This is a genomic window from Methanosarcina horonobensis HB-1 = JCM 15518 (assembly GCF_000970285.1).
In the GTDB taxonomy this organism is placed as follows: Archaea; Halobacteriota; Methanosarcinia; order Methanosarcinales; family Methanosarcinaceae; genus Methanosarcina; species Methanosarcina horonobensis.
The window spans coordinates 688,884-710,295 of sequence record NZ_CP009516.1 but is presented as its reverse complement, the minus strand read 5'-3'; the positions used below and the strand labels follow the sequence as shown (position 1 = coordinate 710,295).

Below are 21,412 nucleotides of genomic sequence, written 5' to 3'. Positions count from 1 at the left end.
AAAGAGCATAAGAGTTACCTCTTTTCGAGAACAAGAGTTACGTTCCTGACAGATTCGGGGGAAGAATCGGCGCTATCGCCCGAACCTGCAAAACTAAGTAATTCATATAAGGAGGATACATGACAACAGTATTTGATGTCCCTGCAGCAGAGATGATCGACAAGCTTGCAGGCATTCTTAAAGAAAATGAAAAGATCGTTCCACCAGAATGGGCAGGAAACGTAAAAACAGGGGTTCACAAAGAACTTCCCCCGAACAACGATGACTGGTGGTATGTCAGGTGTGGAGCAGTCCTTAGAAAGATCTATACCGACGGACCAATCGGAATCGAGAGACTTAGATCCGTATACGGAGGAAAGAAGGACAACGGTTCCAAGCCTTTCCACAAAGCAAAAGGCAGCGGTTCTATTGCAAGAAAGACAGTTCAGCAGCTTGAAGCTGCAGGTTTCCTGCAGAAGGTAAAGGACGGAAGAACAGTATCTGCAAAAGGACGTTCCATGATGGATAACGCAGCACACGAACTTAAACAGGAGCTGCTCGAGAAAATCCCGGAACTTGCAAAATACTGAGACAGAATCCTTCAGAAAGGGACCTGAAATCCGGCACCCTTTCTAAACTATAACCATATTCCAGAAAACCGGTTTTTTCGGTGATTGCCATGTCTAATATGGATGACGAACTCGAAGAAATCCGAAAGAGACGACTTGCAGAAATCCAGAGGCAGCAGGCGCAGCAGCCATCCGATGTGCAGGCAGCATATCAGCAGGAGCAGGCAAGAGCTGAAATGGAAGCTCAGAAACAGGCTATACTGAGGCAGATCCTGACTCCCGAAGCAAGAGAACGCCTGACAACTCTTAAAATGTCAAGGCCAGCTCTTGGGGAACAGCTTGAGATGCAACTGATTTCGCTTGCCCAGAGTGGGAGGCTCCAGTCTCAAATCGACGACGAGCAGCTGAAAACACTCCTGATGCGGATGCAGCCAAAGAAACGCAAGACGTCCATAACCCGGGTTTAAGCACAATGAAAGTCTCGGTCCTCTTCAGTGGAGGTAAGGACAGTTCACTTTCTGCCCTTTTACTGGAACCGTTTTTTGAGGTAGAACTTGTAACCTGTAACTTCGGACTGCTTCCTACAGGAGAAATCGCAGCAAAAACTGCTGCAGAGTTACATTTTCCTCACAGGACCCTTTCCCTTGATCGAGAAATCCTGGAAAAGGCATACGAGCTGTTACAGAGAGACGGATTCCCGAAAAGTGCTATCAATTATATCCATGAGAGAGCTGTCGAAACTCTTGCCCTGGATCCGGCAGTCAAACTTATTGCCGACGGAACCAGGCGAGATGATAGAGTTCCAGTGCTTTCAATTTCACAGATAAGAAGCATTGAAGACCGATTTGGAGTTCAATATTTCTGCCCCCTTAAAGGCTACGGCAAAAAGGTTGTGGATTCTCTTGTAGGATATTACCTGAGTATTGAACAGGGTCCGAGTGAGAGTACACAGAAAGCAGATTACGAAACAGAACTCAGGGAGTTAGTCAGGCAGAGACAGGGAGAGGAGAAAATCAGGCAGCTATTTCCTGTCCATTTCCAGTCCCATGTACTTTCAAGGAAGAAATTTTCCCTGAAAAAAGAAGAAAATGTATTTAAAAACTGGAAGCCTTCCTGAGATGAAAAATTCTGGAATAAAGATTTATAGAATCGAGTTATATTCAACCCCTATACTGCTGCAGATTAACCACATACTATTATAGAATTTACAGGATATGGTTGCAGATCAGCCTTTCATTCAGGCGTGGTAGAGTCGCAATTACAGGGTTGAAATCATAATCAGCTAATTACCGGATATAACTGTAAATTAACAGAATTAGATTACTTACAGGTCAACAGGTGTGATCCACTTGAGTCATAACATGAAAGGACAGAAGAAGCGTCTGGCAAAGGCGCACAAGCAGAATTCGAGAGTCCCTGTGTGGGCTATTGTTAAAACTAACCGGAAGGTAGTAAGTCATCCCAGGCGCAGGCACTGGAGAAGAAGAAGCCTGGATGTGAAGTAAGCGAGGACGGTGGGAAAAATGGCAGACGACATGGTAAAGGAACAGATATACACAATTCCCCTCAGAGAGGTAAGGAAAGTCCCTTCATGGAAAAGAGCCGGCAGGGCAGTTAGGGAAGTAAGGGATTTTCTCGTAAGGCATATGAAGACCGAATCTGAGCAGGTAAAGCTGGACAAAACCATCAATGAACACCTCTGGGAAAAGGGATGTGAAAAACCGCCTCTCTCAATCCGGGTACGGGCTGTTAAATTCGCAGATGGTGAAGTACAGGCAGAACTTGCCCAGTAAATATACCAGATAAAGCGAAAAACCAAAGAATATGATTCGAACAGTGGATATTTACGATACCTCAATCATAGGGGTATTTGCAACCTGTACAGAAGATCTTGCTCTCGTTCCTCCTCTTACAAAGCCGGAGGTCTGCACCATACTCGAAGAGGTACTGGATGTGAGGGTCGTTGAGACTCTCATAAACGGAAGTACCGTTGTAGGAGCCCTTTCCAGAGGCAACTCAAATGGATTTTTGCTTCCATATGGTTCCAGTATCGAAGAGATGCAGAAAATCATAGGAGTCCCTGCAGGCATCCTTCCGGACAGGCTGAACGCGGTAGGAAACATCGTGCTTGCAAACGATTCCGCAGCCCTTGTGCATCCCGAACTTTCAGACAGAGCTCTGGAAGTCATTGCCAGAACCCTTAAGGTGGAGGTCTACAGGGGAACAATTGCCGGGATTAAGAATGTAGGGATGGCAGGAGTCGTTACAAATAAAGGGCTTCTTGTGCACCCTAAAGTGACAGCTTCGGAAAGAGAAACTCTGGAAGAGATCTTCGAACTTCCGGTAAACATAGGGACTACTAACTTCGGGACCCAGATGCTTGGTTCAGGCTTGCTCGCGAATTCAAAGAATTTTGTAGCAGGCTCCGAGACAACAGGACCGGAACTCGGGAGAATAGAAGAAGCTCTTGGGTTCCTGGAGTGAATATCATCCATCTGTTCCAGAATAAAGCTACAGCAAAAGAGTGGTAATGATGAAGAGTTTTACTGTTAAAGGCAAATTTAAAGCAGGAAATTCCTGGGAAAACTTCACAAAGAAGATCGAAAGCCAGAATGAAAAGAATGCGACCGATAAGACATACTCGATCTTCGGAAGCAAACACGGCGTTAAAAGAAGCCAGGTCCAGATCGAAAGCGTAGCTGAGGAGTGAAGGATATGGCAGAAGTCAGTGAAGAGATCAGGACTCTGGCAGCCAGGCATCAGGAACTCCAGAGGCAGGCTGAAGCGCTCAGGCAGGAAATGAGCATGGTACAGGCTTCCATTGCCAGCTGCGATCAGACCATTGTGACAATAAATGAGCTGAAAGCAGCTTCAGAAGCAGGTAAGACTGCAGAAACGATGGTTCCGGTAGGTTTTGGTTCCTACGTTTACGCTGAAGTTAAGAATCCGGAGAAAGTTATTGTCAATCTCGGAGCAGGCTTCAGTGCAGAGGAAACTGCTGAGGAAGCTATCGAAACTCTTAACCGCCGCAAAGAGCAGCTTACAAAAATCCTTGAGCAGATGAATGCTTCACTGACTAAACTTGCACAGGGAATGCAGGCCCTTGAAACAGAAGCTGCAAAATATCAACCTGGCCAGGCATGAGAAAAACCTGGCTCAGGCACAGGTAACGGATTCGAAGAATCCGAAAACCGATTTGATAATCGGATAATATCATTAACATTAATTATTTAGTTAGCTCTAACTATAACTCTAGCATATTAGATTACTAATTTCAATTACTCATCAAATTTTACCTATTTTTTACTGATCTTTTCGGGATGGATCCTGTGTTCAATAAATTTAAAGAGAAACTTGGGAGTTTTAAGAAGGCATTTAGCAAAACGATTGATGAAAAGGCAGTGGAAGTCGAACCAGTAATCGTTGAACAGGTGCCTGAGAGTGAAGAAAGCCTCGAAGAGGAAATCGAACCCATAATTGAGGAAAAAACCATTGAGGCTGCCCTGAAAGAAGAAAGTCCCGAAATCGAAAAGGAAACTGCTTCTCAGGAAGTCGCCCGTATTTCGATAGAGGATCTGAAAAAAGCCGAATACAGGAAAAAGGTTGAAGACAGAAAGAAGGCTGCAGAGAAGATAGAAGAAGAAGAAGAAGAGGAAGAAAAGCCTTCTGAAGAGAAAAAATCTTTTTTCAAAAAGCTCACTCCTAAAGTCGGGTTTGCTCAGAAAGCCAAAGCTCTCGTGTTTAACAGGGAAGTATATCTTGATGCCAAAGATCTGGAAGAGCCTCTGTGGGAACTCGAAATGGGTCTCCTGGAAAGTGACCTTGCTCTCTCAGTCTCAGAAGCAATTGTTGAGTCCGTGAAGAACCAGCTCACAGGCACGACAAAAAGGATAGGGAGCAATACCGGAGAAATAGTTGAGGTAGCTCTGAAGAAAGCAATTCTTGATGTTGTATCTGCCAATACCTTTGATTTTGATGATTATGTCAAGAACCGGGAAAAACCTGTTCACATCGTTTTTGTTGGGATTAACGGAACCGGAAAAACGACTTCCATTTCAAAGATGACACACAGACTGCTTAAATCGGGTTACTCCGTAGTTCTTGCCGCAGGAGACACATTCAGGGCAGGCGCTATTGACCAGCTAGGGATTCATGCAAGCAGACTGGGGGTAAAGATGATAAAGCATCAGGCAGGAGCCGACCCTGCAGCCGTTATTTATGATGCTGTCCAGTATGCCAAAGCTCACAAGATCGATTTTGTGCTCTCCGACACGGCAGGCCGCATGCATACAAACATGAACCTTATGGCCCAGATGGAAAAGATCTGCAGGGTAAGCTCTCCGGACCTTATAATCTTCGTGGACGAAGCCGTAGCCGGAAACGATGCGGTAGAAAGGGCATCTCAATTCAATGATGCTGTCCCGATTGACGGATCTATCCTGACAAAAATCGATGCTGATGCAAAAGGAGGAGCTGCCATATCCATTGCTTACATCACAGGCAAGCCAATTCTCTTTTTCGGGGTAGGTCAGGGCTACGAAGACCTTCAAAAATTCGATCCCAAATGGTTTGTGGACCAGCTTTTCGGCCAGTAAAAATCTTCAAGCTCGGGAATTACAGTTCAGGCAATAAGCCATCAGTACTGAAAATAGTTAGTAAACTGAAAGTTACCTAAAATGTATCAGTAAACTGAAAAATTCCCGAGGATTCTTTTCCGGGAATTCAATTATGAAAAAGAGTATTGCAGTATGTTTGCTGATTTACTGCAAGTTTATACAAAAAGGAAGAAGCACTTCAGGAGTCTGAAGCTTCCAATTTTTTAAGGTTCTTCGGGAATTATAATCCAGGCTATAATGTAACCGATTATTCCAATCCCCTGCAGAGAAAGGAGGACCCATAAAAGCCTTACAAGCGTAGGATCCACATCAAGGTATTCGCCTATACCCCCACATACGCCGGCAATAATTTTGTTCCTCTTTGACCTGTATAGTTTCTTCATATCATTGCCTCCACCCCAGAAAAACATCCTGAGTTGTCTGAAGAATATCAGACCATTTGATTAGTCCGGGTTTTACTTAATTTTCCCTAATATAATGGATTGCATATATGCAATTTATAGATAACTCTCTATTTTTTTGAGTTTGTCTAAATTTATTGAAGTTTCGGATTTTAAGTTTAACCTGCAAACCAAGGAAACTTTTCTATCAGATACTTACCCATTCACTCGTAATTTCTTCAGAGAAAAGATTTTCCCCGACAGTTCGCACATATACCCTGAAAGTCTTGCCTCCCGGAACTCTTAGCCCCTTTGCAGTAAAATGATAAGCCACTTCCGGCTCGACTCTTACAGGATCACTTTCTACCTGATCCCATGCGGTACTCTCATCCTCCGCCTGAAGGGCAACGTAAACGGTGGCATTTTCAGCGATCTCGGAGCCCACGTTTCTCAGAGTGACGTTAACATCTACCACCCCTTCTTTGTGCGAGTACTCGCATTGAGCACTGAAATCAAGATTAACAAAGGGTCTTCTGTACACAGGAATGACATCAACTTGCTCGTTCTCATACTCTTCAGGCATTTCCCCTATCTGCCAGTTGCTTCCCGTAGTCTCCAGATAGTAATAGCAGTTATTGTTATATTCAAAACTCCGACCTTCCGTTTCAGGATCGCATTTTATTCCGAGGGCCATATGTTCCGGAAGTTCCAGGAGGACGACATCGTATCCCATTTCCTGCAGGATTGCTACCGAAAGAATAGAGGTATCCTCACAGTCTCCCCCATTATCATAGAGAGTCTCGTAAGGGAAACGAGGATATTGATCATATCCGGAACTTGCAAGGTCTGAGGTATAGTTCAGGGACTGAATAAAAGAAACACAAAGACCCGGTATCTTCTTTTCCTCAAGCCCATACTCCTTTGAGAGGGAAAGGAGAGTATCTGCAATATTTTTAATTAACCAGTCATCATACGGGTCAGAAGCAAAAAGGTCATAGTCTCTTTTGCGCGTCCTTGACTTGTATGCATCATAGAGCTTATCGTCAAGCAGTAAAGTAAGGTGCCATCGGTAACCCTCATAGTTCCAGGAATAGGATCTGGAAGGCCCTCCTGATACTGTGGATTCTTCTGTGACAAGATTATCAGAAATATAAAAATTCTCGCTCTCTGTTCCCAGTAAGTTTTCTTGTGTTCCTTCGTTGCCAGAACCCCCGGATACCTCAGAAAAAGGCCAGAAGAAGATAACCCCTGCCAGGTAAGTGAGTAAGAAAAGAAATGTCAGTTTGGTTCTAGCTTTCACGATTAACACCTATCCAGAAACACCTTAATAAAACCTTATTTCCAGAGATCTTCTCTCAAGTGAGATTCTATGGGATCTATTTCCATCAAATCTTCGGGATACGGTTCAAAAAAGGTCTGATGCATGAGGTAGTTGCTCTCAAACCTTACAATCCATAACCTGAGTGTGTTTAGTGCAGGACAGAGCGAAGCTTTTCCTTCTCTGTACTTCTGGACCCAGTCAAAGAACAGGGTCTTCTCACGACTCGAAAGCTGATCCGAAAAATGTCCGAAAGCATGCATTAACACATTGATGGTTGCAGTATATCTGGGAGCTCTGGAGAGAGCACTTTGAAGGTGCTTTTCATAATCGGAAATCAGCACTTTGATGGGCTTATCCTCTCTATTTGCGACAATTTCCCCTAGTTTACGGAGTTCAGTCTGATTGTAAGCCATAAGAAGAAATTTGTTCTGCATATGGAAGTTAATCAGATCCTTCATACTGCCTTCGGACTTTACTTTCCGAAAGGCTGCAAATGTAAAAATTTTCGTGAGAAAATGCTCTTTTATCCGGGCATTCCTGAGCCTGCCTTCATCCTCAATAGCAAGGTGAGGGTACTTCTCAAGAACTGCTCCCCCAAAGTATCCTGAAGCTTTTTCAACTGCACCCCGCTCTCCGGCAGATGGGTAAATCTTCACATCTTTGAACCCGCAGGACGGAGACCTGAACTTCAGGATAAAACCATCGATATCTTCTATAGAATCAAGGAAATTGGTGCAGAAAGCTTTCATGTTCTCAGTGACATCCTTCCCGCTCGAAGGTTGAATAAGCCTGTGATCCCCTCCATCAAGGATAATTCTCACAGGGTCTCTTGGGACTCCAAGCCCTATTTCCACTTCCGGACAGACAGGCAGAAAATCAGCGTGTTTCTTAAGTTTTACCACCACAGGACTGCTAATCATATCTCCGTTATATCGACAGTGATCGAACTCAAGACATCTGCTAACAACAACCTTCGGTCGAGAAAACTCTCTCATTTAACCCCCATACAAAAAGGAGTTGCTTACATAAATTGTTTTTCAGGCAAAAAGGAGCATGAGACTTATTGAAGAAATAAGCCAGGATATTATAAAAAAGATTATAAAAGCGGAATTTCCAAAAAGAAGGGTTTTTCTTCCGTTCATCAGTAAGGGATATATAACAACGGAAAATAATAGTAAGGTAGTTTTTGGGGACGATTAAGGGAACAGGTAGTGGTTTTCAGGATTCGGTGCCGATAACCTGAAATCGTACTTCAGATAACGGAGAAAGATGGCAGTAAAATATGAGGTGAGAACATTATGGAAGCAGTATCCGAGCAAATACATATGCCTCTCATTGGAGAAGACGCCCCTTCATTTACCGCAGTGACAACACAGGGAACAATCAATTTCCCGGATGACTATAAAGGAAAATGGGTTATCCTTTTCAGCCATCCTGCAGACTTTACGCCTGTATGCACTACGGAATTCATGACCTTCGCCAGTATGCAGGAAGATTTCAGAAAAATGAATACAGAACTCATAGGACTCTCCATAGACAGTATCTTTTCCCATATTGCCTGGCTTAAACGGATCGAGGAAAAAATACAATATAATGGAATGAAAAATGTAGAAGTCAAATTCCCGGTAATAGCTGACCTGAAGATGGACGTTGCAAAAAAGTATGGCATGGTTCAGCCAAAAGCCTCAACTACACAGGCTGTAAGAGCTGTATTTATCATAGACCCTGAGGCAAAAATCAGAGCAATACTCTATTACCCGCTGTCAACCGGAAGGAATATGCAGGAGATCAAGAGGCTTGTGATCGCCCTGCAGAAGAATGAAACCGAGAAAGTTGCAACTCCGGCTAACTGGCAGCCAGGAGATGATGTGATCATCCCGCCTCCTAATACAATGGAAGGAGTAAAAGAAAGGCTTGGAAAAGAAGAAGAAGGCAAATGCTGCCTCGACTGGTTTATATGCCTGAAAAAGGATACCCAGAAATAACTTTAGAACATTAAAAATCATTACTTTACTTTTTTAAGGATATAAAAAACGTTATTCTACTTTTTTAGATAAAAACCTGCAACGAATAATAAGTAGGAAGTAAACTGAATAAAAAGGATTTGAAGAGGAACCTCTTAACTCATAAGAGATTCCTCCATGGCGAACGGAGAAGGTCCAGAACCCCGTTTCACCGCAGTTCATCACGATTTTGGATTTATTTTCTTTTTTGATTAAGCGATGTTTCAGTTCATTCGACTGCCTCAATCAAATATGGAAAACTTCGCCTTGAGAACGTACTCCCATTCACGGAAATGTAGATTTCCATATTAAAAGCAGGTAAAAAAATGCAGTATGACCCCGTTAATCCCAGTTATGCATGCTCAGCTTTTATCAGGTAATTAATATTGAAGGCACTAATATATAAAATTTACCTAATTTTATAATAATTGACCGTTAACTACTGGAAAAAAGTTAAAGATGAATAACATCAGGGATGTCAGAAAGTAGAAAAAAGGAAAAATTTGTCTCGAAACCTGCTTTTTTCTTAATAAATTTACGCTTTTAAAACTTATAAAAAAAATAGATTGAGATAAAATCAAAGAGAAAGGAAGAAACTAATTTCACTTCTTCCCAAGTTCTTTTGAGCGCTCACTTGCCCTTATGACTGCATTCATAAAGGCTGCCCTGATTCCGGCTTCTTCGAGGGCATGAATTCCCTGAATAGTGGTTCCGGCAGGAGACGTAACCATATCTTTGAGTTCTCCCGGATGCATGCCTGTCTCAAGTGCCATTTTTGCGGCTCCGAGTACGGTCTGAGCTGCAAGAGTAAGGGCACTTTTCCTGTCCATACCTTCAAGAACAGCTCCGTCAGCCATAGCCTCTATGACCGGGAAAATGAAAGCAGGCCCGCTGCCAGAAAGCCCGGTAACGGCATCCATCAGGGATTCAGGCACCTGAACTGCCGTGCCGACAGCAGAAAAGATCTCAAGGGCAGCTTTCACATCCTCAGGGGTTGCGTTCTTTCCTGGAGAAATTCCTGAAGCAGCCTCCGAAACCGTAGCTGCTATATTTGGCATAACACGCACAACCCTGGTGCCTTCAAGTAGAGCACCCTCATAGGTGGAGAGAGGCACTCCTGCAGCAATTGAGATCACGAGTTTTTCAGAAGTAATTTCGTTTCTCAAATCTGCAAGCACAGAACCCAGAGTCTGGGGCTTTACTGCAAGAATGAGAATATCCGACTCTCTGACAATAACAGCATTATCTGTTGATACACGGATTCCCAGCTTTGCCTGCAGCTCTTTTAAAAAAGGCTCGTATACATCGCTTGCACCGATATTTTCAGGCGGTACGATTTCGGCTTTAATGATGCCCTGCATAAGAGCAGAACCCATTTTCCCTGCCCCGATGAATCCTATTTTTCGGTTTGTCATGTATAAAATCTCCTTATTTCCAGAAAATAACTGTAAATTAACTGTAAATTAACTGTAAACTGACTACAAATTGACCGTAAATTAGCTGTGTTTAAGAGGGACTGATCTCAAAGCTTAAGGCAAGAGATTAGTTCAAAGCTTGCCGCATTTGTTACCCGTCGACTCTTCAGAGAATTAAGTAGGGAGTAGTCCGGTCTCCCAGGATTGAGATATGGTTCAAGGACCAGAGGGTTCCAGAGTCTTCATGAGCCCTGCGGGATTAGTTCAATTCTTCCAGTATACCGATATTTTCCTTTTTAATAACATTGTTGTAATTACTATAGCCCAGAACGCTTTCAATCCGGTCAGTATGAGTTCCTTTTATTTTAACGAGCTCTTCAGAAGTATAGTCAGTAATCCCTTTTGCAAAGACTTTACCTTCACACTCGAGTTTTACGACATCTCCTCGATCAAATGTTCCTTCCACGTCCATAATGCCTGCCGGGAGAAGACTGTTTTTCCCCAGGACCGCAGCTTTTGCCCCGGCATCCACACGGATTGTACCGGAAGCCCTGGCAAGGATGATCCAGCGAGCGCGGTTTTTCTGAACATGCCTCTCAGCAAGGAAAAGAGTCCCTATTTCTTCTCCTGAAACGATCTTCAGGACTGCATCCTCTAATTCACTATTTGCAATCACGACATAGCAGCCTGCCATGCTACAGATTTTCGCAGCTTTTATCTTGGTCCGCATCCCTCCCACGCCTTTGAAGCTCGTAGGGTCGCCCCCGTAGCTTTCAATCTCAGGTGTGATCTTTTTTATAAGGGTCAGCAGTTTTGCGTCACTATGCGTTTTTGGGTTCCTGTCATAGAGCCCGTCAATGTCCGAAAGAATGACCAGGAGGTCAGCATCAATTTTGCTTGCAACCATTGCAGAGAGCTTGTCATTGTCCCCGAAGATCGCTTCAATCTCATTTGTACAGGTACAGTCATTTTCGTTTATTATCGGGACGACACCGTATTCCAGAAGGGTTGAGATGCTGTTTCTCAGGTTAAGATAGGTTACTCTATCGGAATAAAATTCGTAGGTAAGAAGGATCTGAGCAACTTTCATCCCATATTTAGAAAAAGCCCTGCTCCAGTCCTGCATCAGTATGCTTTGCCCGACAGCTGCAGCCGCCTGTCTGATAGGGATTTCACGAGGTTTGGGAGCTATGCCCAGCTCGTTAAGCCCTACACCTATTGCTCCCGAACTTACAAGAATTATCTCTTTTCCCTGTTTTCTGAGCTCTGAAACCTGGAAAGCTATGCTTTCCATGAATACCGGATCAATGTTGCAGTTTTCTTTAGTATTGTCACAGCCCTTTCTGGTGATTGAAGAAGTTCCGATTTTAATAACGATTTTATTAACATCATGGAAAAATTGTTTTCTATCTGTCAATGGAAGTGCCTCTTGAGGTTATTTGGAAGGCGACTGCAGTTGATCTCAGCTGCAGCCGGGATTCCCGGTTTCTGCACTTAACCTGCGCTGGTATTTCAATTCAAATATATAAACATATCATAAATATTCAAGGACGTATTTATTCAAGGATGTGTTAATTCACATCCTCAAACTTAAGGTCAAGCTTCCTGTGAGTATAGGGTTTTGCGTTTTCTCCTGCATAGTCGGCAACAACCTGACCTTTACCCATAAGGATATACTTGTAAATCAGCAACCCTTCCATACCAACAGGTCCCCGGGAGTGGATCTTGTTCGTACTGATCCCGACCTCGGCACCCTTTCCATACCTGTAACCGTCCGCAAAACGGGTTGAAGCGTTCACCATGACGCTTGAAGAGTCGACTAATCCTATGAACTCTTTCCTCCGTGAAGCATTTTCGGTGATTATTCCATCGGTGTGGTGAGAACCGAAGGTGTTTATATGATCAATTGCCTCCTTTATTGTATCCACGAGTTTTATTGAAAGGATAAGGTCATTATATTCAAGGCTCCAGTCCTCTTCAGTTGCTCTTGAGAAAGAAGAAAGACCTTTTTTTGTAAGCAGAGAATAGCTGTCCTTATCGCAGCGCAGTTCAACTCCTGCCTTGATGTACATTTCCGCCATCTTCGGCAGAAAAGTTTCTGCAATGCTGCGGTTTACAAGCAGGGTTTCTATGGCGTTGCAGACTGCGGGATACTGGACCTTTGCATCAAAACAAACCTTCCAGGCCGTATCAAGATCTGCAAACTCATCCACGTAAATGTGACAGATACCACTTGTGTGCCCGAGTACAGGGATCTTTGTGTTATCCTGGATGAATTTGACAAATTCATTGGAACCTCTCGGAATAAGGAGGTCGACATATGCATCAAGGCTTAAAAGGCTCATGATCTCTTCTCTGGTTTCCATGAGCTGGAAAGCTCCTTTCGGCATGCCCTCAGTGGATTCTATAGCTCTTACAAGGATATCAAAAATAGTACGGTTTGACTCCCTTGCCTCACTTCCACCTTTGAAAATTGTTGCGTTCCCACTTTTCAGACAGAGGGACATTACCTGGGGTACGACGTCCGGTCTGGACTCAAAGATAACTCCTATAAGGCCTATAGGGCAGCTAACCTGATAGAGGATCAGGTCTCTGTCGAGTTCGAGTGTGGAAAGCGTTTCTCCCACAGGGTCTTTTAGCTTTATGACATCCCTGATTCCTGCTATCATCCCGTCAATCTTTGAGTCCGTAACCTTAAGCCTGTCTACAAGGGCCTGGGTGAGCTTCCCGGCATCCTTCAGTCCGGCTGCATGTTCAAGATCCTTTGAATTTGCCTCAAGGATAATTTTTCTCTCCTTATCCAGGGCTTCTGCCATAGCTTTAAGAACCCTGTTTTTTACCTCTTCACTTATACTGGAAAGCTCAATTGAAGCTTTTTTCGCCTTAATCACTTTAGTTTCAATATCTTCAGCCATATACTCACCGTCTTTATGCAATAACTATGAAGACTTCACCTGATAGACTGTAAACGGTTCTTAAACAGAACCCGGTTATTGAACCAGACTTCAGGGTCAAAGAGCTAAGTAAGATGTAATTAATTGAAATTATAAGAGAAGGACCCAGTCCATGGAGTGTTTGAATTTTTTCATACATGGAGATGAAAAAAAGAACACAGAGAGTCCTATGATAAATATTTTTGTATACTGTTTCGGTATATGATATGGTAAGGTTCTAAATAAAAGATACCATCTGGTGAAGTAAATTCTGGCTTTTATGACAGAACTTCATCTGTGAAGTTAGATATAATGTTTATTTTATATAATTGAGAAATGATATTAAGTAAATATATAAAAACAATCACGGCTTGAACACTCGTTTAATTAAGAGACAGCTCAGAAAAAAATATTATTCAGATTGATCTGGAGAGTTAAAAAATAGAGTGTACGCAATCAAAAAGTAATTACATAATATCAAAAGAAAAAAAATATTTTTTTAAAAAAAGCGCAAGTAAAACAGGACTTTGAGTAAAGTTTTCTTGTGAAGGAAATATTATTTCAAAACGAATATATATACGATGCCTATAACTATAGGATAACGGTTTCATTCCGTGGAGAAGCATACGAAATCTTGAAAAAAGATATTGTGGATCACCCCTGTAATTTTTTAGCATATTCTGCATAAGAAGAAAGGCGGACAAAATACTACGGCTCCGGAAATGACCATTTTTAGTACAATTAATATGCTAAGGATGCCGCATTCGCCTGGAATAGTAATGGTCGTCTACTAAGCCGTTTCATACACAAAGTTTATTATAGGGGTAAATCCATATCGAAATGGGGATAACTTCAGTAGATTGGTGGTGTGTAAAAAATGAAATCATTCGCGTTAGTCCGGGCAGACGACTCGGATAAAGTAAAAATAGCATTACATGACCTAGAACGATACGGACATATTCAATTTTCAGCGACTCCCAAATGTATAGAACCAAACTATGCTGATGAGCTTCTTGTAAGTGTAATGGGCGTATCACTCAAGTCAAAATGCAACTCTGCAGCCCTTGTAGAGTTAAATAATCACGCTGGAGCAGCGATTAGCAGGTTGAAGAAGATTCATCCCCCTGCACACATAATTATTATCAGTCCCAGACATAAGATGTTTGAAGAACTGGCTGGCAAGTTTCAAAAATATCCGGAGTTTGACAGAACCTTCAATCATCAAAAAAACCAGCAAAGCATGGATATGATTCAGGAGAAAGGAGAATCATCCAATCCTATGCATAAACAATAAGGATTTCGCTTTTCCATCTAAAATACACGTATCTGAAGTAAATATAATTTAAATATAATTTTTAACTTTCTCTTTTTCTTCAATAGAAAAAGGGAATCTCTTTTTAGAGATTCATTTTAGCAAAAACTTTACATGGAGACTATTTTTAGCAGAATTTTTGCTAAAATATTACTTCAATTACAATATCATATAAGGTTAATTAATTCTCGAGTTCTGTACCAGTTCCGTACTCATAATTAAAAGACAAACCTGTTTTTGACCTGAGTTTGGACACATAAGTGTACAGACTTTCTATGTCTTTGATTTCTTTTTGTGTTATTAACTTCAGTTTATTTCGGATTTGAAGCTCGGGTTTTATTCCGAAATTTCCAAAGTATTCGGAAAGTTTGGCAGCAAGCAGGTCGCCTCTCCTATCCCAATCCGTGAGTATGATAACCTCACACCCCAGACTCGCTATCCTTTCAGAGAAATTAAAAAGAGAATGCCGGGTTGCAAGCTCGAAGCTGCCTTTAATACCGAGCCGTTTCATGGAAAGAATATCTCTTTTTCCTTCAACAATGATCACTGCTCCCCTTTCAGAGTATTCTGAAAGTTCCAGGAGCAATTCCTCAATTCTTTCCAGCCTTTTTCTATAGACCTCAACATCAGTCACGTTATTCTGCAACCTTTTTTATTAAACAGGAAATATAGTCGGAAAACCGGGTTTTGCAGTTCCGGTTCATGCATTATAGGATTCAGCTTTTTAAGCGGGCACCAAAAACCGAAACCGCCTGCTGGTAGGAGACACCTTTTATCAGTAAGGACTTTTTGCTGCTTGTAGCTCCGCTACTTATCAGGATATCCGAGCTGCTTATCCCGAAGAGTTGGGCAAGGCTCTCAATAAGCTGTTCATTTGCCTTTCCTTTCTGGGCGTTTTTAGTCAGCTTTACTTCAATTCTCCTGCGCCATTCATTATAGCCGCTGGGAACAGAAAGCGACCTGGAACCCGGAGTGACTTCGATGTCGATAACAATACCAGAATCCAGACCTTTTATTGCCTCTTCAAAGGACATATGTGTCACTTTTCGAAGATATTATATAAATCACTAACGAAGTAACCGATTAGCAATAAGAGCCAATTAGCAATAAAAGATATCGAGTCAATGAAAAACAACTGAAAACTGGGGAGCCATAACCAAATATGGGACAACATTACATGGTCAGCCAATCAAGCACGCATTTCGAAATTAAATATAAAAGCACCCGTTATAAAAGCTAAAAAGCTATTTAGGCACACGAAAGTTATTATGATTAAGTTTTACAAAAATAAACCTTAATAAAATAGTGCTGTGGCCCGGGCGCACTAACTCCGAAAGATCACACTCTGGTTTTCCGCAGTCCCTTTCAGTTACCCTCGTGCCGGGCAGTATCACACTATCGATGTATCGCATTGGGGTTGTCTATACACTCACAGTCAGGATTTTCCATTATCTCGTGCAAGGACCTATACAATGCGACTGAAGCCCATATATATATTTAATAACTAATAAATATATCGGTAAAAATAATTTTGTTATGCAGGTATAATTGAGAGTTTTGCTAAACATGAAAAAATTCTGCATAGCCGGAACAGGGAAAAAAGCTCGAAGAATATGAAAAGGGCTTAAGGAAAGGTTATATATGATGTATATGTTTGGTGTTCCATAAACTGAGCACAGGCGATTGATGAATCGCAGAGGTGCGTATTAGTGTACGGCACTGAACAGGTAATCTCAGGAACAATTATTGCAGGTCCCGAACTGATACCCATAGAGGGATATATCTGTGTAAGAAACGGGATTATTACTGAAGTTGGAGAGGAGTGCACACGTTCTAAAAACATAATAGCTCCTTGTTTTGTCAATGCGCATACTCATCTTGGAGACTCGGTTTGTAAAGATCCTTTACTGGGAAAAACTTCAGGTTTTCGAATTCAGAGAGACCTTGACTCCCTTGTAAAACCTCCTGATGGATTAAAACATAGAATTCTCAGGGAAACTTCTTATAAAATACTTGTAGAGCACATTAGAAGGTCTTTACTGGATATGATAGAGACAGGAACCTGTGCTTTTGCGGATTTTAGAGAAGGAGGACTTGTAGGAGTTGCAGCCCTTAATAAAGCCCTTGAGGGACTTGAACTGCATTCCCTGATATTTGGAAGACCCACTGAACCCCAGCTTCCTCTGGAAGTAGTGCTTGCTGAAGTAAGAAGGATTTTACTTCATTCCGACGGACTTGGAATAAGCGGAGCAAACGATCTCGAAATGGAACTCCTGCAGGGGATTACAGCGTGTACTCGGGATAGAAAAAAACTTTTTGCAATCCACGCTGGGGAAAAGGACAGAAGTGACATTGAAAACGCCCTGTCTCTGGAGCCAGACCTATTGATCCATTTAACACAGGCCACAGAAAAAGACCTTAATGAAGTGGCTCAGGCAGAAATTCCGGTTGTTGTCTGTCCGAGGTCAAACTTCGTAACAGGAGTGGGAATGGCACCGATAGCTGAAATGCTTGAAACTGGAATTAGAGTAGCAGCCGGGACGGATAATGTAATGTTAAATTCTGTAAATATGTTTGCCGAAATGGAATTTATGTCTAAAGTATTTTCGATAGATGATAGACAAGTATTTAAAATTTGCACACTTAATGGTTCTTTTGTAATGGGGCCAGATTCCGCGAGTTCTATCGAAAAGGGAAATAAAGCCAATTTAATGATCCTGAACGGGAGTTCGAATAATCTTGCAGGGATACAGGATCCTGTAGGTGGAATCACAAAACGGGCAAGGCCTGATGATATATTAGCTGTACTTCATTCGTAAAACAAATGGAGAACGAGACATGACGAGCGAGTTTTACCGGAACATAGTAATTGCAACAGACGGATCCGAGAATACCCAGAGGGCAATTTCTTACGGAATTGAAATTGCAAAACTCAGCGGGGCTACAGTTCACGCACTTTATGTGGTGGACACATCTGCTTTTTCGTCAATACCAATGAGCTCGGATGGCGGCTGGGAAGCAATGTACGAAATCCTGAGAAAAGAGGGTGAAAGAGCGGTTTCTGCCGTAAAGTATCAGGGAGAAGCTGCAGGGGTAGAGGTGAGAGAGATTGTCTGGGAAGGAAATCCAAGTAATGTAATCATCGAGTTCACAGAGAATAACAACGCTGACCTTGTAGTTATGGGGACACTTGGAAAAACCGGACTTGACAGGTTCCTTCTGGGCAGCGTTGCAGAAAAAGTAGTAAGAAGCTCGAAGGTTCCGGTAATGGTCGTCCGCAGTGGAGAAAAGAGCTGATTTTGCTTTATTGAAGCCTTTTGAAGAAGTAGCGATAGAACAAAAATCCAGGATTCAGAGGACAATACAGGTGTAAATTATATGCCAAAAAACATCTTCATAGAAGATATCATGGTAAGGGACGTCGCATGCGCGACCCTGCCTGGTTCCAGGGACGAGGTTCTTAAAATTCTTAAGAACAAACATATCTCGGGAGTCCCGGTACTCAAAGATTCCAGAGTAGTAGGAATCGTAACCAGGACAAACCTCTTACAAAACCCTGAGGAGGAACAGCTGGCCCTTCTAATGACACGAGACCCGATAACCATATCCCCTGGATCGGACCTGCAGACTGCCGCACGCCTGCTCCTGCAGCACGGTATCAGAAGGCTCCCAGTGGTTGATGATGGAAAGCTTGTGGGACTCGTTACGGTTGCAGATGTCGTGGGCGCAATTGCGGATATGAATATAGATATTCCGATCAAAGACTATGTGGAAAAGGAAGTAGTTGCAATCTACAATGAAACACCTTTGCCTGTCGTAGCCAGGATCATGGAGCTTGCCGGTGTTAAGGCTGTGCCTGTGCTTGATGCTGCTCTTGAACTCATAGGGATTATCTCGGACCGGGACATTATCTCTGCCAGTGTTATTGAGGACAGCGTGGAGATGTCGGATATGTCCGCAGGGCAGGATGACGATGCCTGGACCTGGGAGTCCATGAGAGATACCATGAGTATTTACTACAGCGTGTCAAGGATCAAAGTCCCCAACCTTATCGGAAGCGACATCATGATCCGGGAACCTATCACAGCTACCTATATTGCATCTATCAGCGACTGCGCAAGAAAAATGAAACGCAACAGGATCGACCAGATACCGATCATTAATTCGAACCGCAAACTTCAGGGTCTCTTAAGGGACCACGACCTCCTGAAACCCCTGATAGAGTCCTGAATAAGCCAGACTAAAATATCTGAGGAGAACAGTTTTGAGCCGGGGCAGAGTAGTTTAAACCCTTGCTCAAACATATTTCAGCAAAAAAATAAAAAATATGTTCCTCAGTTAAATGTGTTCTTCAATTTAATACTTTTTTCAGGAGCCGTAAAATGGACAGGCCCTTTATTTTTATAAATTCTGCTATGTCAGCTGACGGCAAGCTCTCAACAAAGGAGAGAAAACAGGTAAAGATTTCCGGAAAACTTGACTTTGAGAGAGTGGATGAACTCAGAGCTCAGGCAGATGCGATCATGGTAGGGATAGGAACCGTACTTGCCGATGACCCGAGCCTGACTGTAAAATCTCCTGAAAGGAAAAACGCAAGAAAAGCTGCCGGAAAAAGTGAAAATCCGGTAAGGATTATTGTTGACAGTGCCGCAAGAACCCCTCTGGATGCCGATATATTCAAAAAAGGGGAAGGGCTCAGGATAATTGCGGTTTCAAATTCAGCCCCTGCAGAAAAAATCAAAAGCCTGGAAGAAAAAGCTCTGATCATAAAAACAGGAGACCTTAAAGTTGACCTTAAGGAGCTTGCGGCAAAACTGAAGCAAATAGATATAGACACCCTCATGGTCGAAGGAGGGGCAACCCTGAACTGGGGCATGCTCTCCGCAGGCCTTGTTGATGAAGTCTATACTTTCGTTGGAAACCTTATCATAGGAGGGAAAACAGCTCCGACCTTTACGGACGGAGAAGGATTCACAGAAGCCGAACTCCTTGAACTTGAACTACTTTCGGCTGAGAAAATAGAAGAAGGAATGCTCCTTAAGTGGAAGGTAAAAGGGAAAAAGAATGAAATTATTTCTTAAATTTCCTTTTGCCGTTATAGTTATTCTAATGTAGCCATTCTAATTTATAACAGAACTTATTACCGGAAGTATTGTCTTTAGTGCCATATCTTCAGTACTATCAGGGGAGTGGGAAGTCAATAATAGAGGAAAAATCAACTGTTACCGCTGAAACTGATAACAAGTTCGCAGACATCGTCACCGCGACTTCTCCTTTTAGTATATTCATGTTTCGAAAGTGGTAATATGCCTTCAATCAACCCTGCTTCATAATTATCTATGGATAAACAAGTTCTGACATTCCATTTTGTTAAATGTCCTCCCCAGCGACACTTCCTCGCATGAATTACTATTTTGTGGTTATCTTTATGTACTATTTTGCTTTTGATCCCAAAAACCCTATGCATTGCTAACAATACATAGGCACAACCTTCCAGATCTCTTTCTAAATCCAGCATTTCCAGGATTTCAGTTGATTGTCCAATGCCGATATTATACATAACTTCGTTTAAATTATTTACACCGTCTTTTCCATATTTTTCCTGCATAATTTCCAGAGTGTTTACATATATCATCCCAATACCACTTACAGATTTTTCCCATCTCAAATGGTACGGGATTCTATCCCATGCAATCAACCTCTTCAATATGAAACATTTAAAGGACATATAGCTCCTCCAATTTTGGAACCTAAAACCCTAACAATAGAAGTGGAGCTACTTATAAAAAGATATTAGTAACTGGTATTGAAAAGAAAAATATCAAATCTTATTGACAACACATCTCAAGTGATCTGTAACTCAAATTAATATTATTTAATATTTCATTGAAACTGGGAATATAGATGGAATAAATCAACGAGATATCTATCTCAAAGACTCTCGATATCGGGCTCAAGATTGTGCTTTTCAAACCTGCCTTTACAATACACGAAAACTTCCAGTTCGCATTCACTTTTAAGAAATTCTCTCATTTTGCGGTCATAGGTTCTCTGGACGTGTTTTAAGCCTTTTTTCCCGAAGTGAGTCCTCACAGCTTCGAAAAAGTCAATCATCTGTTTGAGATAAGCTTCTTCATAAGCCCTGGTCTCCAGTGCGACTGCTTCACAGGTTGAATCGTCGAGTTCTGAATGATAGCTCCCATGCTCGTTTAAGCCGCTTATCTGCCGCCAGTCTATTTTTCCGGTTTCATCGGCTTCCCTGTGCAGCATGTGGGGATACACCCTGCAGATCGAAGGGCGGCTCTCATAAATCTTACATCTCCTGTTCTCAAGGAAAATGCAGGAACCGTCAGGTTTTGTTTTCAGGGCATAACCGGAAACATAGAACCTGCTCTTCTGGTCGCAAAACTCATAATACGGAGCAGGAGTGATGGCACCAGGATCTATATTCCGTATTCTTTCCAGATCTGAGTCAAGCAAAAACACATGGTCATTAAACTCTTTAGTGCAGCAGCGAGCACAGAATTCACACCTGAACCCAAGTTCTTTGATTATGCCGACAAACTCGGAGTCCGGAAAATTTTTTAAACCTAGAAGTTCCTCCCTCACTTCGGCAAGCCTGGTCTCAATGGAATCATTTTTTACGGGAATCACCTTTTCAGAAAAGAATAATGAAACGTTACAGTTTCAGGAGATTTATATGCATCATCCAGAGGTAGAACTATTTATACCTTACGTATATCTGTCACATTTTTATCTCTGAATTTCGCCAATATCCGTAACATTTAACTAGTAGCATTTCTCTTTATGATAAACTCAAGGCTTGATTGAACCACAGTCTCTTACTTCAGGCTTTCAAGGAATATCAAATATTCCGATCAAGA

26 protein-coding genes are annotated in these 21,412 nt (G+C 42.3%); 16 read left to right on the top strand and 10 right to left on the bottom strand.

The annotated features are described in order from the left end of the window. Window positions 1-119: 119 nt before the first annotated feature. The 9 genes from MSHOH_RS03120 to ftsY all read left to right on the top strand — a co-directional run bounded on the left by MSHOH_RS03120 (window position 120) and on the right by ftsY (window position 5,143). Complete coding sequence (locus tag MSHOH_RS03120; RefSeq protein ID WP_048137296.1) at window positions 120-569, top strand: 30S ribosomal protein S19e; 450 nt, start codon at window positions 120-122, stop codon at window positions 567-569. Window positions 570-649: 80 nt separating this feature from the next. After that, window positions 650-1,015, top strand: coding sequence for a DNA-binding protein (locus MSHOH_RS03115; protein WP_048137294.1), 366 nt, complete (start codon window positions 650-652; stop codon window positions 1,013-1,015). 5 nt (window positions 1,016-1,020) lie between these two features. After that, on the top strand, window positions 1,021-1,665 hold the full coding sequence (locus MSHOH_RS03110) for a DUF7411 family protein (RefSeq protein WP_048137292.1): 645 nt from the start codon (window positions 1,021-1,023) through the stop codon (window positions 1,663-1,665). A 232-nt stretch (window positions 1,666-1,897) separates the two neighbouring features. Beyond that, a complete protein-coding gene (locus MSHOH_RS22515; protein WP_082089462.1) occupies window positions 1,898-2,053 on the top strand; it encodes a 50S ribosomal protein L39e in 156 nt (51 codons plus the stop codon). 18 nt (window positions 2,054-2,071) lie between these two features. Continuing rightward, complete coding sequence (locus tag MSHOH_RS03105; protein WP_048137290.1) at window positions 2,072-2,341, top strand: 50S ribosomal protein L31e; 270 nt, start codon at window positions 2,072-2,074, stop codon at window positions 2,339-2,341. A gap of 31 nt (window positions 2,342-2,372) precedes the next feature. Continuing rightward, on the top strand, window positions 2,373-3,032 hold the full coding sequence (locus tag MSHOH_RS03100) for a translation initiation factor IF-6 (protein ID WP_048137288.1): 660 nt from the start codon (window positions 2,373-2,375) through the stop codon (window positions 3,030-3,032). Window positions 3,033-3,081: 49 nt separating this feature from the next. Beyond that, the gene (gene rpl18a / locus MSHOH_RS03095) at window positions 3,082-3,258 is read left to right on the top strand and encodes a 50S ribosomal protein L18Ae (RefSeq protein WP_332881819.1); all 177 of its coding nucleotides are present in this window, start codon (window positions 3,082-3,084) and stop codon (window positions 3,256-3,258) included. Window positions 3,259-3,263: 5 nt separating this feature from the next. Next, window positions 3,264-3,692, top strand: coding sequence for a prefoldin subunit alpha (gene pfdA, locus MSHOH_RS03090; RefSeq protein WP_048137284.1), 429 nt, complete (start codon window positions 3,264-3,266; stop codon window positions 3,690-3,692). A gap of 185 nt (window positions 3,693-3,877) precedes the next feature. Next, window positions 3,878-5,143 carry a signal recognition particle-docking protein FtsY gene (ftsY, locus tag MSHOH_RS03085; RefSeq protein ID WP_048143095.1) on the top strand — a complete coding sequence of 422 codons (1,266 nt, stop codon included), beginning with the start codon at window positions 3,878-3,880 and terminating at the stop codon, window positions 5,141-5,143. Window positions 5,144-5,367: 224 nt separating this feature from the next. Here ftsY and MSHOH_RS03080 read toward each other — a convergent pair whose 3' ends face one another. The 3 genes from MSHOH_RS03080 to MSHOH_RS03070 all read right to left on the bottom strand — a co-directional run bounded on the left by MSHOH_RS03080 (window position 5,368) and on the right by MSHOH_RS03070 (window position 7,860). After that, window positions 5,368-5,547 (bottom strand): PspC domain-containing protein, encoded by a 180-nt coding sequence (locus MSHOH_RS03080; RefSeq protein WP_048143093.1) that lies wholly within the window; start codon window positions 5,545-5,547, stop codon window positions 5,368-5,370. A gap of 205 nt (window positions 5,548-5,752) precedes the next feature. Beyond that, window positions 5,753-6,844, bottom strand: a complete 1,092-nt coding sequence (locus MSHOH_RS03075) for a hypothetical protein (RefSeq protein WP_048137281.1) — start codon at window positions 6,842-6,844, stop codon at window positions 5,753-5,755. A gap of 35 nt (window positions 6,845-6,879) precedes the next feature. After that, window positions 6,880-7,860, bottom strand: coding sequence for a YbgA family protein (locus MSHOH_RS03070; RefSeq protein WP_048137279.1), 981 nt, complete (start codon window positions 7,858-7,860; stop codon window positions 6,880-6,882). Between the two features lie 58 nt (window positions 7,861-7,918). On the opposite strand from MSHOH_RS03070, the gene MSHOH_RS23355 reads away from it, so the two are divergent. Then, window positions 7,919-8,065, top strand: a complete 147-nt coding sequence (locus MSHOH_RS23355) for a hypothetical protein (RefSeq protein ID WP_158024028.1) — start codon at window positions 7,919-7,921, stop codon at window positions 8,063-8,065. Between the two features lie 98 nt (window positions 8,066-8,163). Next, window positions 8,164-8,850, top strand: coding sequence for a peroxiredoxin (locus tag MSHOH_RS03065; protein WP_275425547.1), 687 nt, complete (start codon window positions 8,164-8,166; stop codon window positions 8,848-8,850). A 620-nt stretch (window positions 8,851-9,470) separates the two neighbouring features. Here the strand turns inward: MSHOH_RS03065 and proC are convergent. The 3 genes from proC to MSHOH_RS03050 all read right to left on the bottom strand — a co-directional run bounded on the left by proC (window position 9,471) and on the right by MSHOH_RS03050 (window position 13,198). Beyond that, window positions 9,471-10,283, bottom strand: coding sequence for a pyrroline-5-carboxylate reductase (proC, locus tag MSHOH_RS03060; protein ID WP_048137277.1), 813 nt, complete (start codon window positions 10,281-10,283; stop codon window positions 9,471-9,473). Between the two features lie 259 nt (window positions 10,284-10,542). Continuing rightward, window positions 10,543-11,700, bottom strand: a complete 1,158-nt coding sequence (gene proB / locus MSHOH_RS03055) for a glutamate 5-kinase (protein ID WP_048137275.1) — start codon at window positions 11,698-11,700, stop codon at window positions 10,543-10,545. A 154-nt stretch (window positions 11,701-11,854) separates the two neighbouring features. Next, complete coding sequence (locus MSHOH_RS03050; protein ID WP_048143089.1) at window positions 11,855-13,198, bottom strand: glutamate-5-semialdehyde dehydrogenase; 1,344 nt, start codon at window positions 13,196-13,198, stop codon at window positions 11,855-11,857. A gap of 895 nt (window positions 13,199-14,093) precedes the next feature. Between MSHOH_RS03050 and MSHOH_RS03045 the strand changes: the two genes are divergently transcribed. Continuing rightward, the gene (locus MSHOH_RS03045; RefSeq protein WP_048137274.1) at window positions 14,094-14,510 is read left to right on the top strand and encodes a DUF356 domain-containing protein; all 417 of its coding nucleotides are present in this window, start codon (window positions 14,094-14,096) and stop codon (window positions 14,508-14,510) included. A gap of 199 nt (window positions 14,511-14,709) precedes the next feature. Here MSHOH_RS03045 and MSHOH_RS03040 read toward each other — a convergent pair whose 3' ends face one another. Both MSHOH_RS03040 and MSHOH_RS03035 read right to left on the bottom strand, forming a co-directional pair. Further along, window positions 14,710-15,162, bottom strand: a complete 453-nt coding sequence (locus tag MSHOH_RS03040) for a toprim domain-containing protein (RefSeq protein ID WP_048137271.1) — start codon at window positions 15,160-15,162, stop codon at window positions 14,710-14,712. Window positions 15,163-15,244: 82 nt separating this feature from the next. Then, entirely contained in the window at window positions 15,245-15,562 is a 318-nt protein-coding gene (locus tag MSHOH_RS03035; protein WP_048137269.1) for a DUF167 domain-containing protein, read from the bottom strand. Between the two features lie 675 nt (window positions 15,563-16,237). Here MSHOH_RS03035 and MSHOH_RS03030 point away from each other — a divergent pair. The 4 genes from MSHOH_RS03030 to MSHOH_RS03015 all read left to right on the top strand — a co-directional run bounded on the left by MSHOH_RS03030 (window position 16,238) and on the right by MSHOH_RS03015 (window position 19,609). After that, window positions 16,238-17,347, top strand: coding sequence for an amidohydrolase family protein (locus MSHOH_RS03030; protein ID WP_048137267.1), 1,110 nt, complete (start codon window positions 16,238-16,240; stop codon window positions 17,345-17,347). A 19-nt stretch (window positions 17,348-17,366) separates the two neighbouring features. Continuing rightward, the gene (locus MSHOH_RS03025; protein WP_048137265.1) at window positions 17,367-17,825 is read left to right on the top strand and encodes a universal stress protein; all 459 of its coding nucleotides are present in this window, start codon (window positions 17,367-17,369) and stop codon (window positions 17,823-17,825) included. Between the two features lie 81 nt (window positions 17,826-17,906). Beyond that, entirely contained in the window at window positions 17,907-18,758 is an 852-nt protein-coding gene (locus tag MSHOH_RS03020) for a CBS domain-containing protein (protein ID WP_048137262.1), read from the top strand. A gap of 152 nt (window positions 18,759-18,910) precedes the next feature. After that, complete coding sequence (locus tag MSHOH_RS03015; RefSeq protein WP_048137261.1) at window positions 18,911-19,609, top strand: 2,5-diamino-6-(ribosylamino)-4(3H)-pyrimidinone 5'-phosphate reductase; 699 nt, start codon at window positions 18,911-18,913, stop codon at window positions 19,607-19,609. 134 nt (window positions 19,610-19,743) lie between these two features. Here the strand turns inward: MSHOH_RS03015 and MSHOH_RS03010 are convergent, their stop codons facing one another. Further along, a complete protein-coding gene (locus tag MSHOH_RS03010; RefSeq protein WP_048137259.1) occupies window positions 19,744-20,256 on the bottom strand; it encodes a hypothetical protein in 513 nt (170 codons plus the stop codon). 203 nt (window positions 20,257-20,459) lie between these two features. Then, on the bottom strand, window positions 20,460-21,182 hold the full coding sequence (locus MSHOH_RS03005; RefSeq protein ID WP_048137257.1) for a YkgJ family cysteine cluster protein: 723 nt from the start codon (window positions 21,180-21,182) through the stop codon (window positions 20,460-20,462). Window positions 21,183-21,412 lie beyond the last annotated feature (230 nt).

What these genes read in the sequence shown, in the direction of transcription:
- MSHOH_RS03120 (WP_048137296.1), top strand. Translation starts at nt 120, where the DNA reads ATGACAACAGTATTTGATGTCCCTGCAGCAGAGATGATCGACAAGCTT.
- MSHOH_RS03110 (WP_048137292.1), top strand. Translation starts at nt 1,021, where the DNA reads ATGAAAGTCTCGGTCCTCTTCAGTGGAGGTAAGGACAGTTCACTTTCT.
- MSHOH_RS03105 (WP_048137290.1), top strand. Translation starts at nt 2,072, where the DNA reads ATGGCAGACGACATGGTAAAGGAACAGATATACACAATTCCCCTCAGA.
- MSHOH_RS03100 (WP_048137288.1), top strand. Translation starts at nt 2,373, where the DNA reads ATGATTCGAACAGTGGATATTTACGATACCTCAATCATAGGGGTATTT.
- rpl18a (WP_332881819.1), top strand. Translation starts at nt 3,082, where the DNA reads ATGAAGAGTTTTACTGTTAAAGGCAAATTTAAAGCAGGAAATTCCTGG.
- pfdA (WP_048137284.1), top strand. Translation starts at nt 3,264, where the DNA reads ATGGCAGAAGTCAGTGAAGAGATCAGGACTCTGGCAGCCAGGCATCAG.
- MSHOH_RS03080 (WP_048143093.1), bottom strand. Translation starts at nt 5,547, where the DNA reads ATGAAGAAACTATACAGGTCAAAGAGGAACAAAATTATTGCCGGCGTA.
- MSHOH_RS03070 (WP_048137279.1), bottom strand. Translation starts at nt 7,860, where the DNA reads ATGAGAGAGTTTTCTCGACCGAAGGTTGTTGTTAGCAGATGTCTTGAG.
- MSHOH_RS23355 (WP_158024028.1), top strand. Translation starts at nt 7,919, where the DNA reads ATGAGACTTATTGAAGAAATAAGCCAGGATATTATAAAAAAGATTATA.
- MSHOH_RS03065 (WP_275425547.1), top strand. Translation starts at nt 8,164, where the DNA reads ATGGAAGCAGTATCCGAGCAAATACATATGCCTCTCATTGGAGAAGAC.
- proC (WP_048137277.1), bottom strand. Translation starts at nt 10,283, where the DNA reads ATGACAAACCGAAAAATAGGATTCATCGGGGCAGGGAAAATGGGTTCT.
- MSHOH_RS03050 (WP_048143089.1), bottom strand. Translation starts at nt 13,198, where the DNA reads ATGGCTGAAGATATTGAAACTAAAGTGATTAAGGCGAAAAAAGCTTCA.
- MSHOH_RS03045 (WP_048137274.1), top strand. Translation starts at nt 14,094, where the DNA reads ATGAAATCATTCGCGTTAGTCCGGGCAGACGACTCGGATAAAGTAAAA.
- MSHOH_RS03035 (WP_048137269.1), bottom strand. Translation starts at nt 15,562, where the DNA reads ATGTCCTTTGAAGAGGCAATAAAAGGTCTGGATTCTGGTATTGTTATC.
- MSHOH_RS03025 (WP_048137265.1), top strand. Translation starts at nt 17,367, where the DNA reads ATGACGAGCGAGTTTTACCGGAACATAGTAATTGCAACAGACGGATCC.
- MSHOH_RS03020 (WP_048137262.1), top strand. Translation starts at nt 17,907, where the DNA reads ATGCCAAAAAACATCTTCATAGAAGATATCATGGTAAGGGACGTCGCA.
- MSHOH_RS03015 (WP_048137261.1), top strand. Translation starts at nt 18,911, where the DNA reads ATGGACAGGCCCTTTATTTTTATAAATTCTGCTATGTCAGCTGACGGC.
- MSHOH_RS03010 (WP_048137259.1), bottom strand. Translation starts at nt 20,256, where the DNA reads ATGTCCTTTAAATGTTTCATATTGAAGAGGTTGATTGCATGGGATAGA.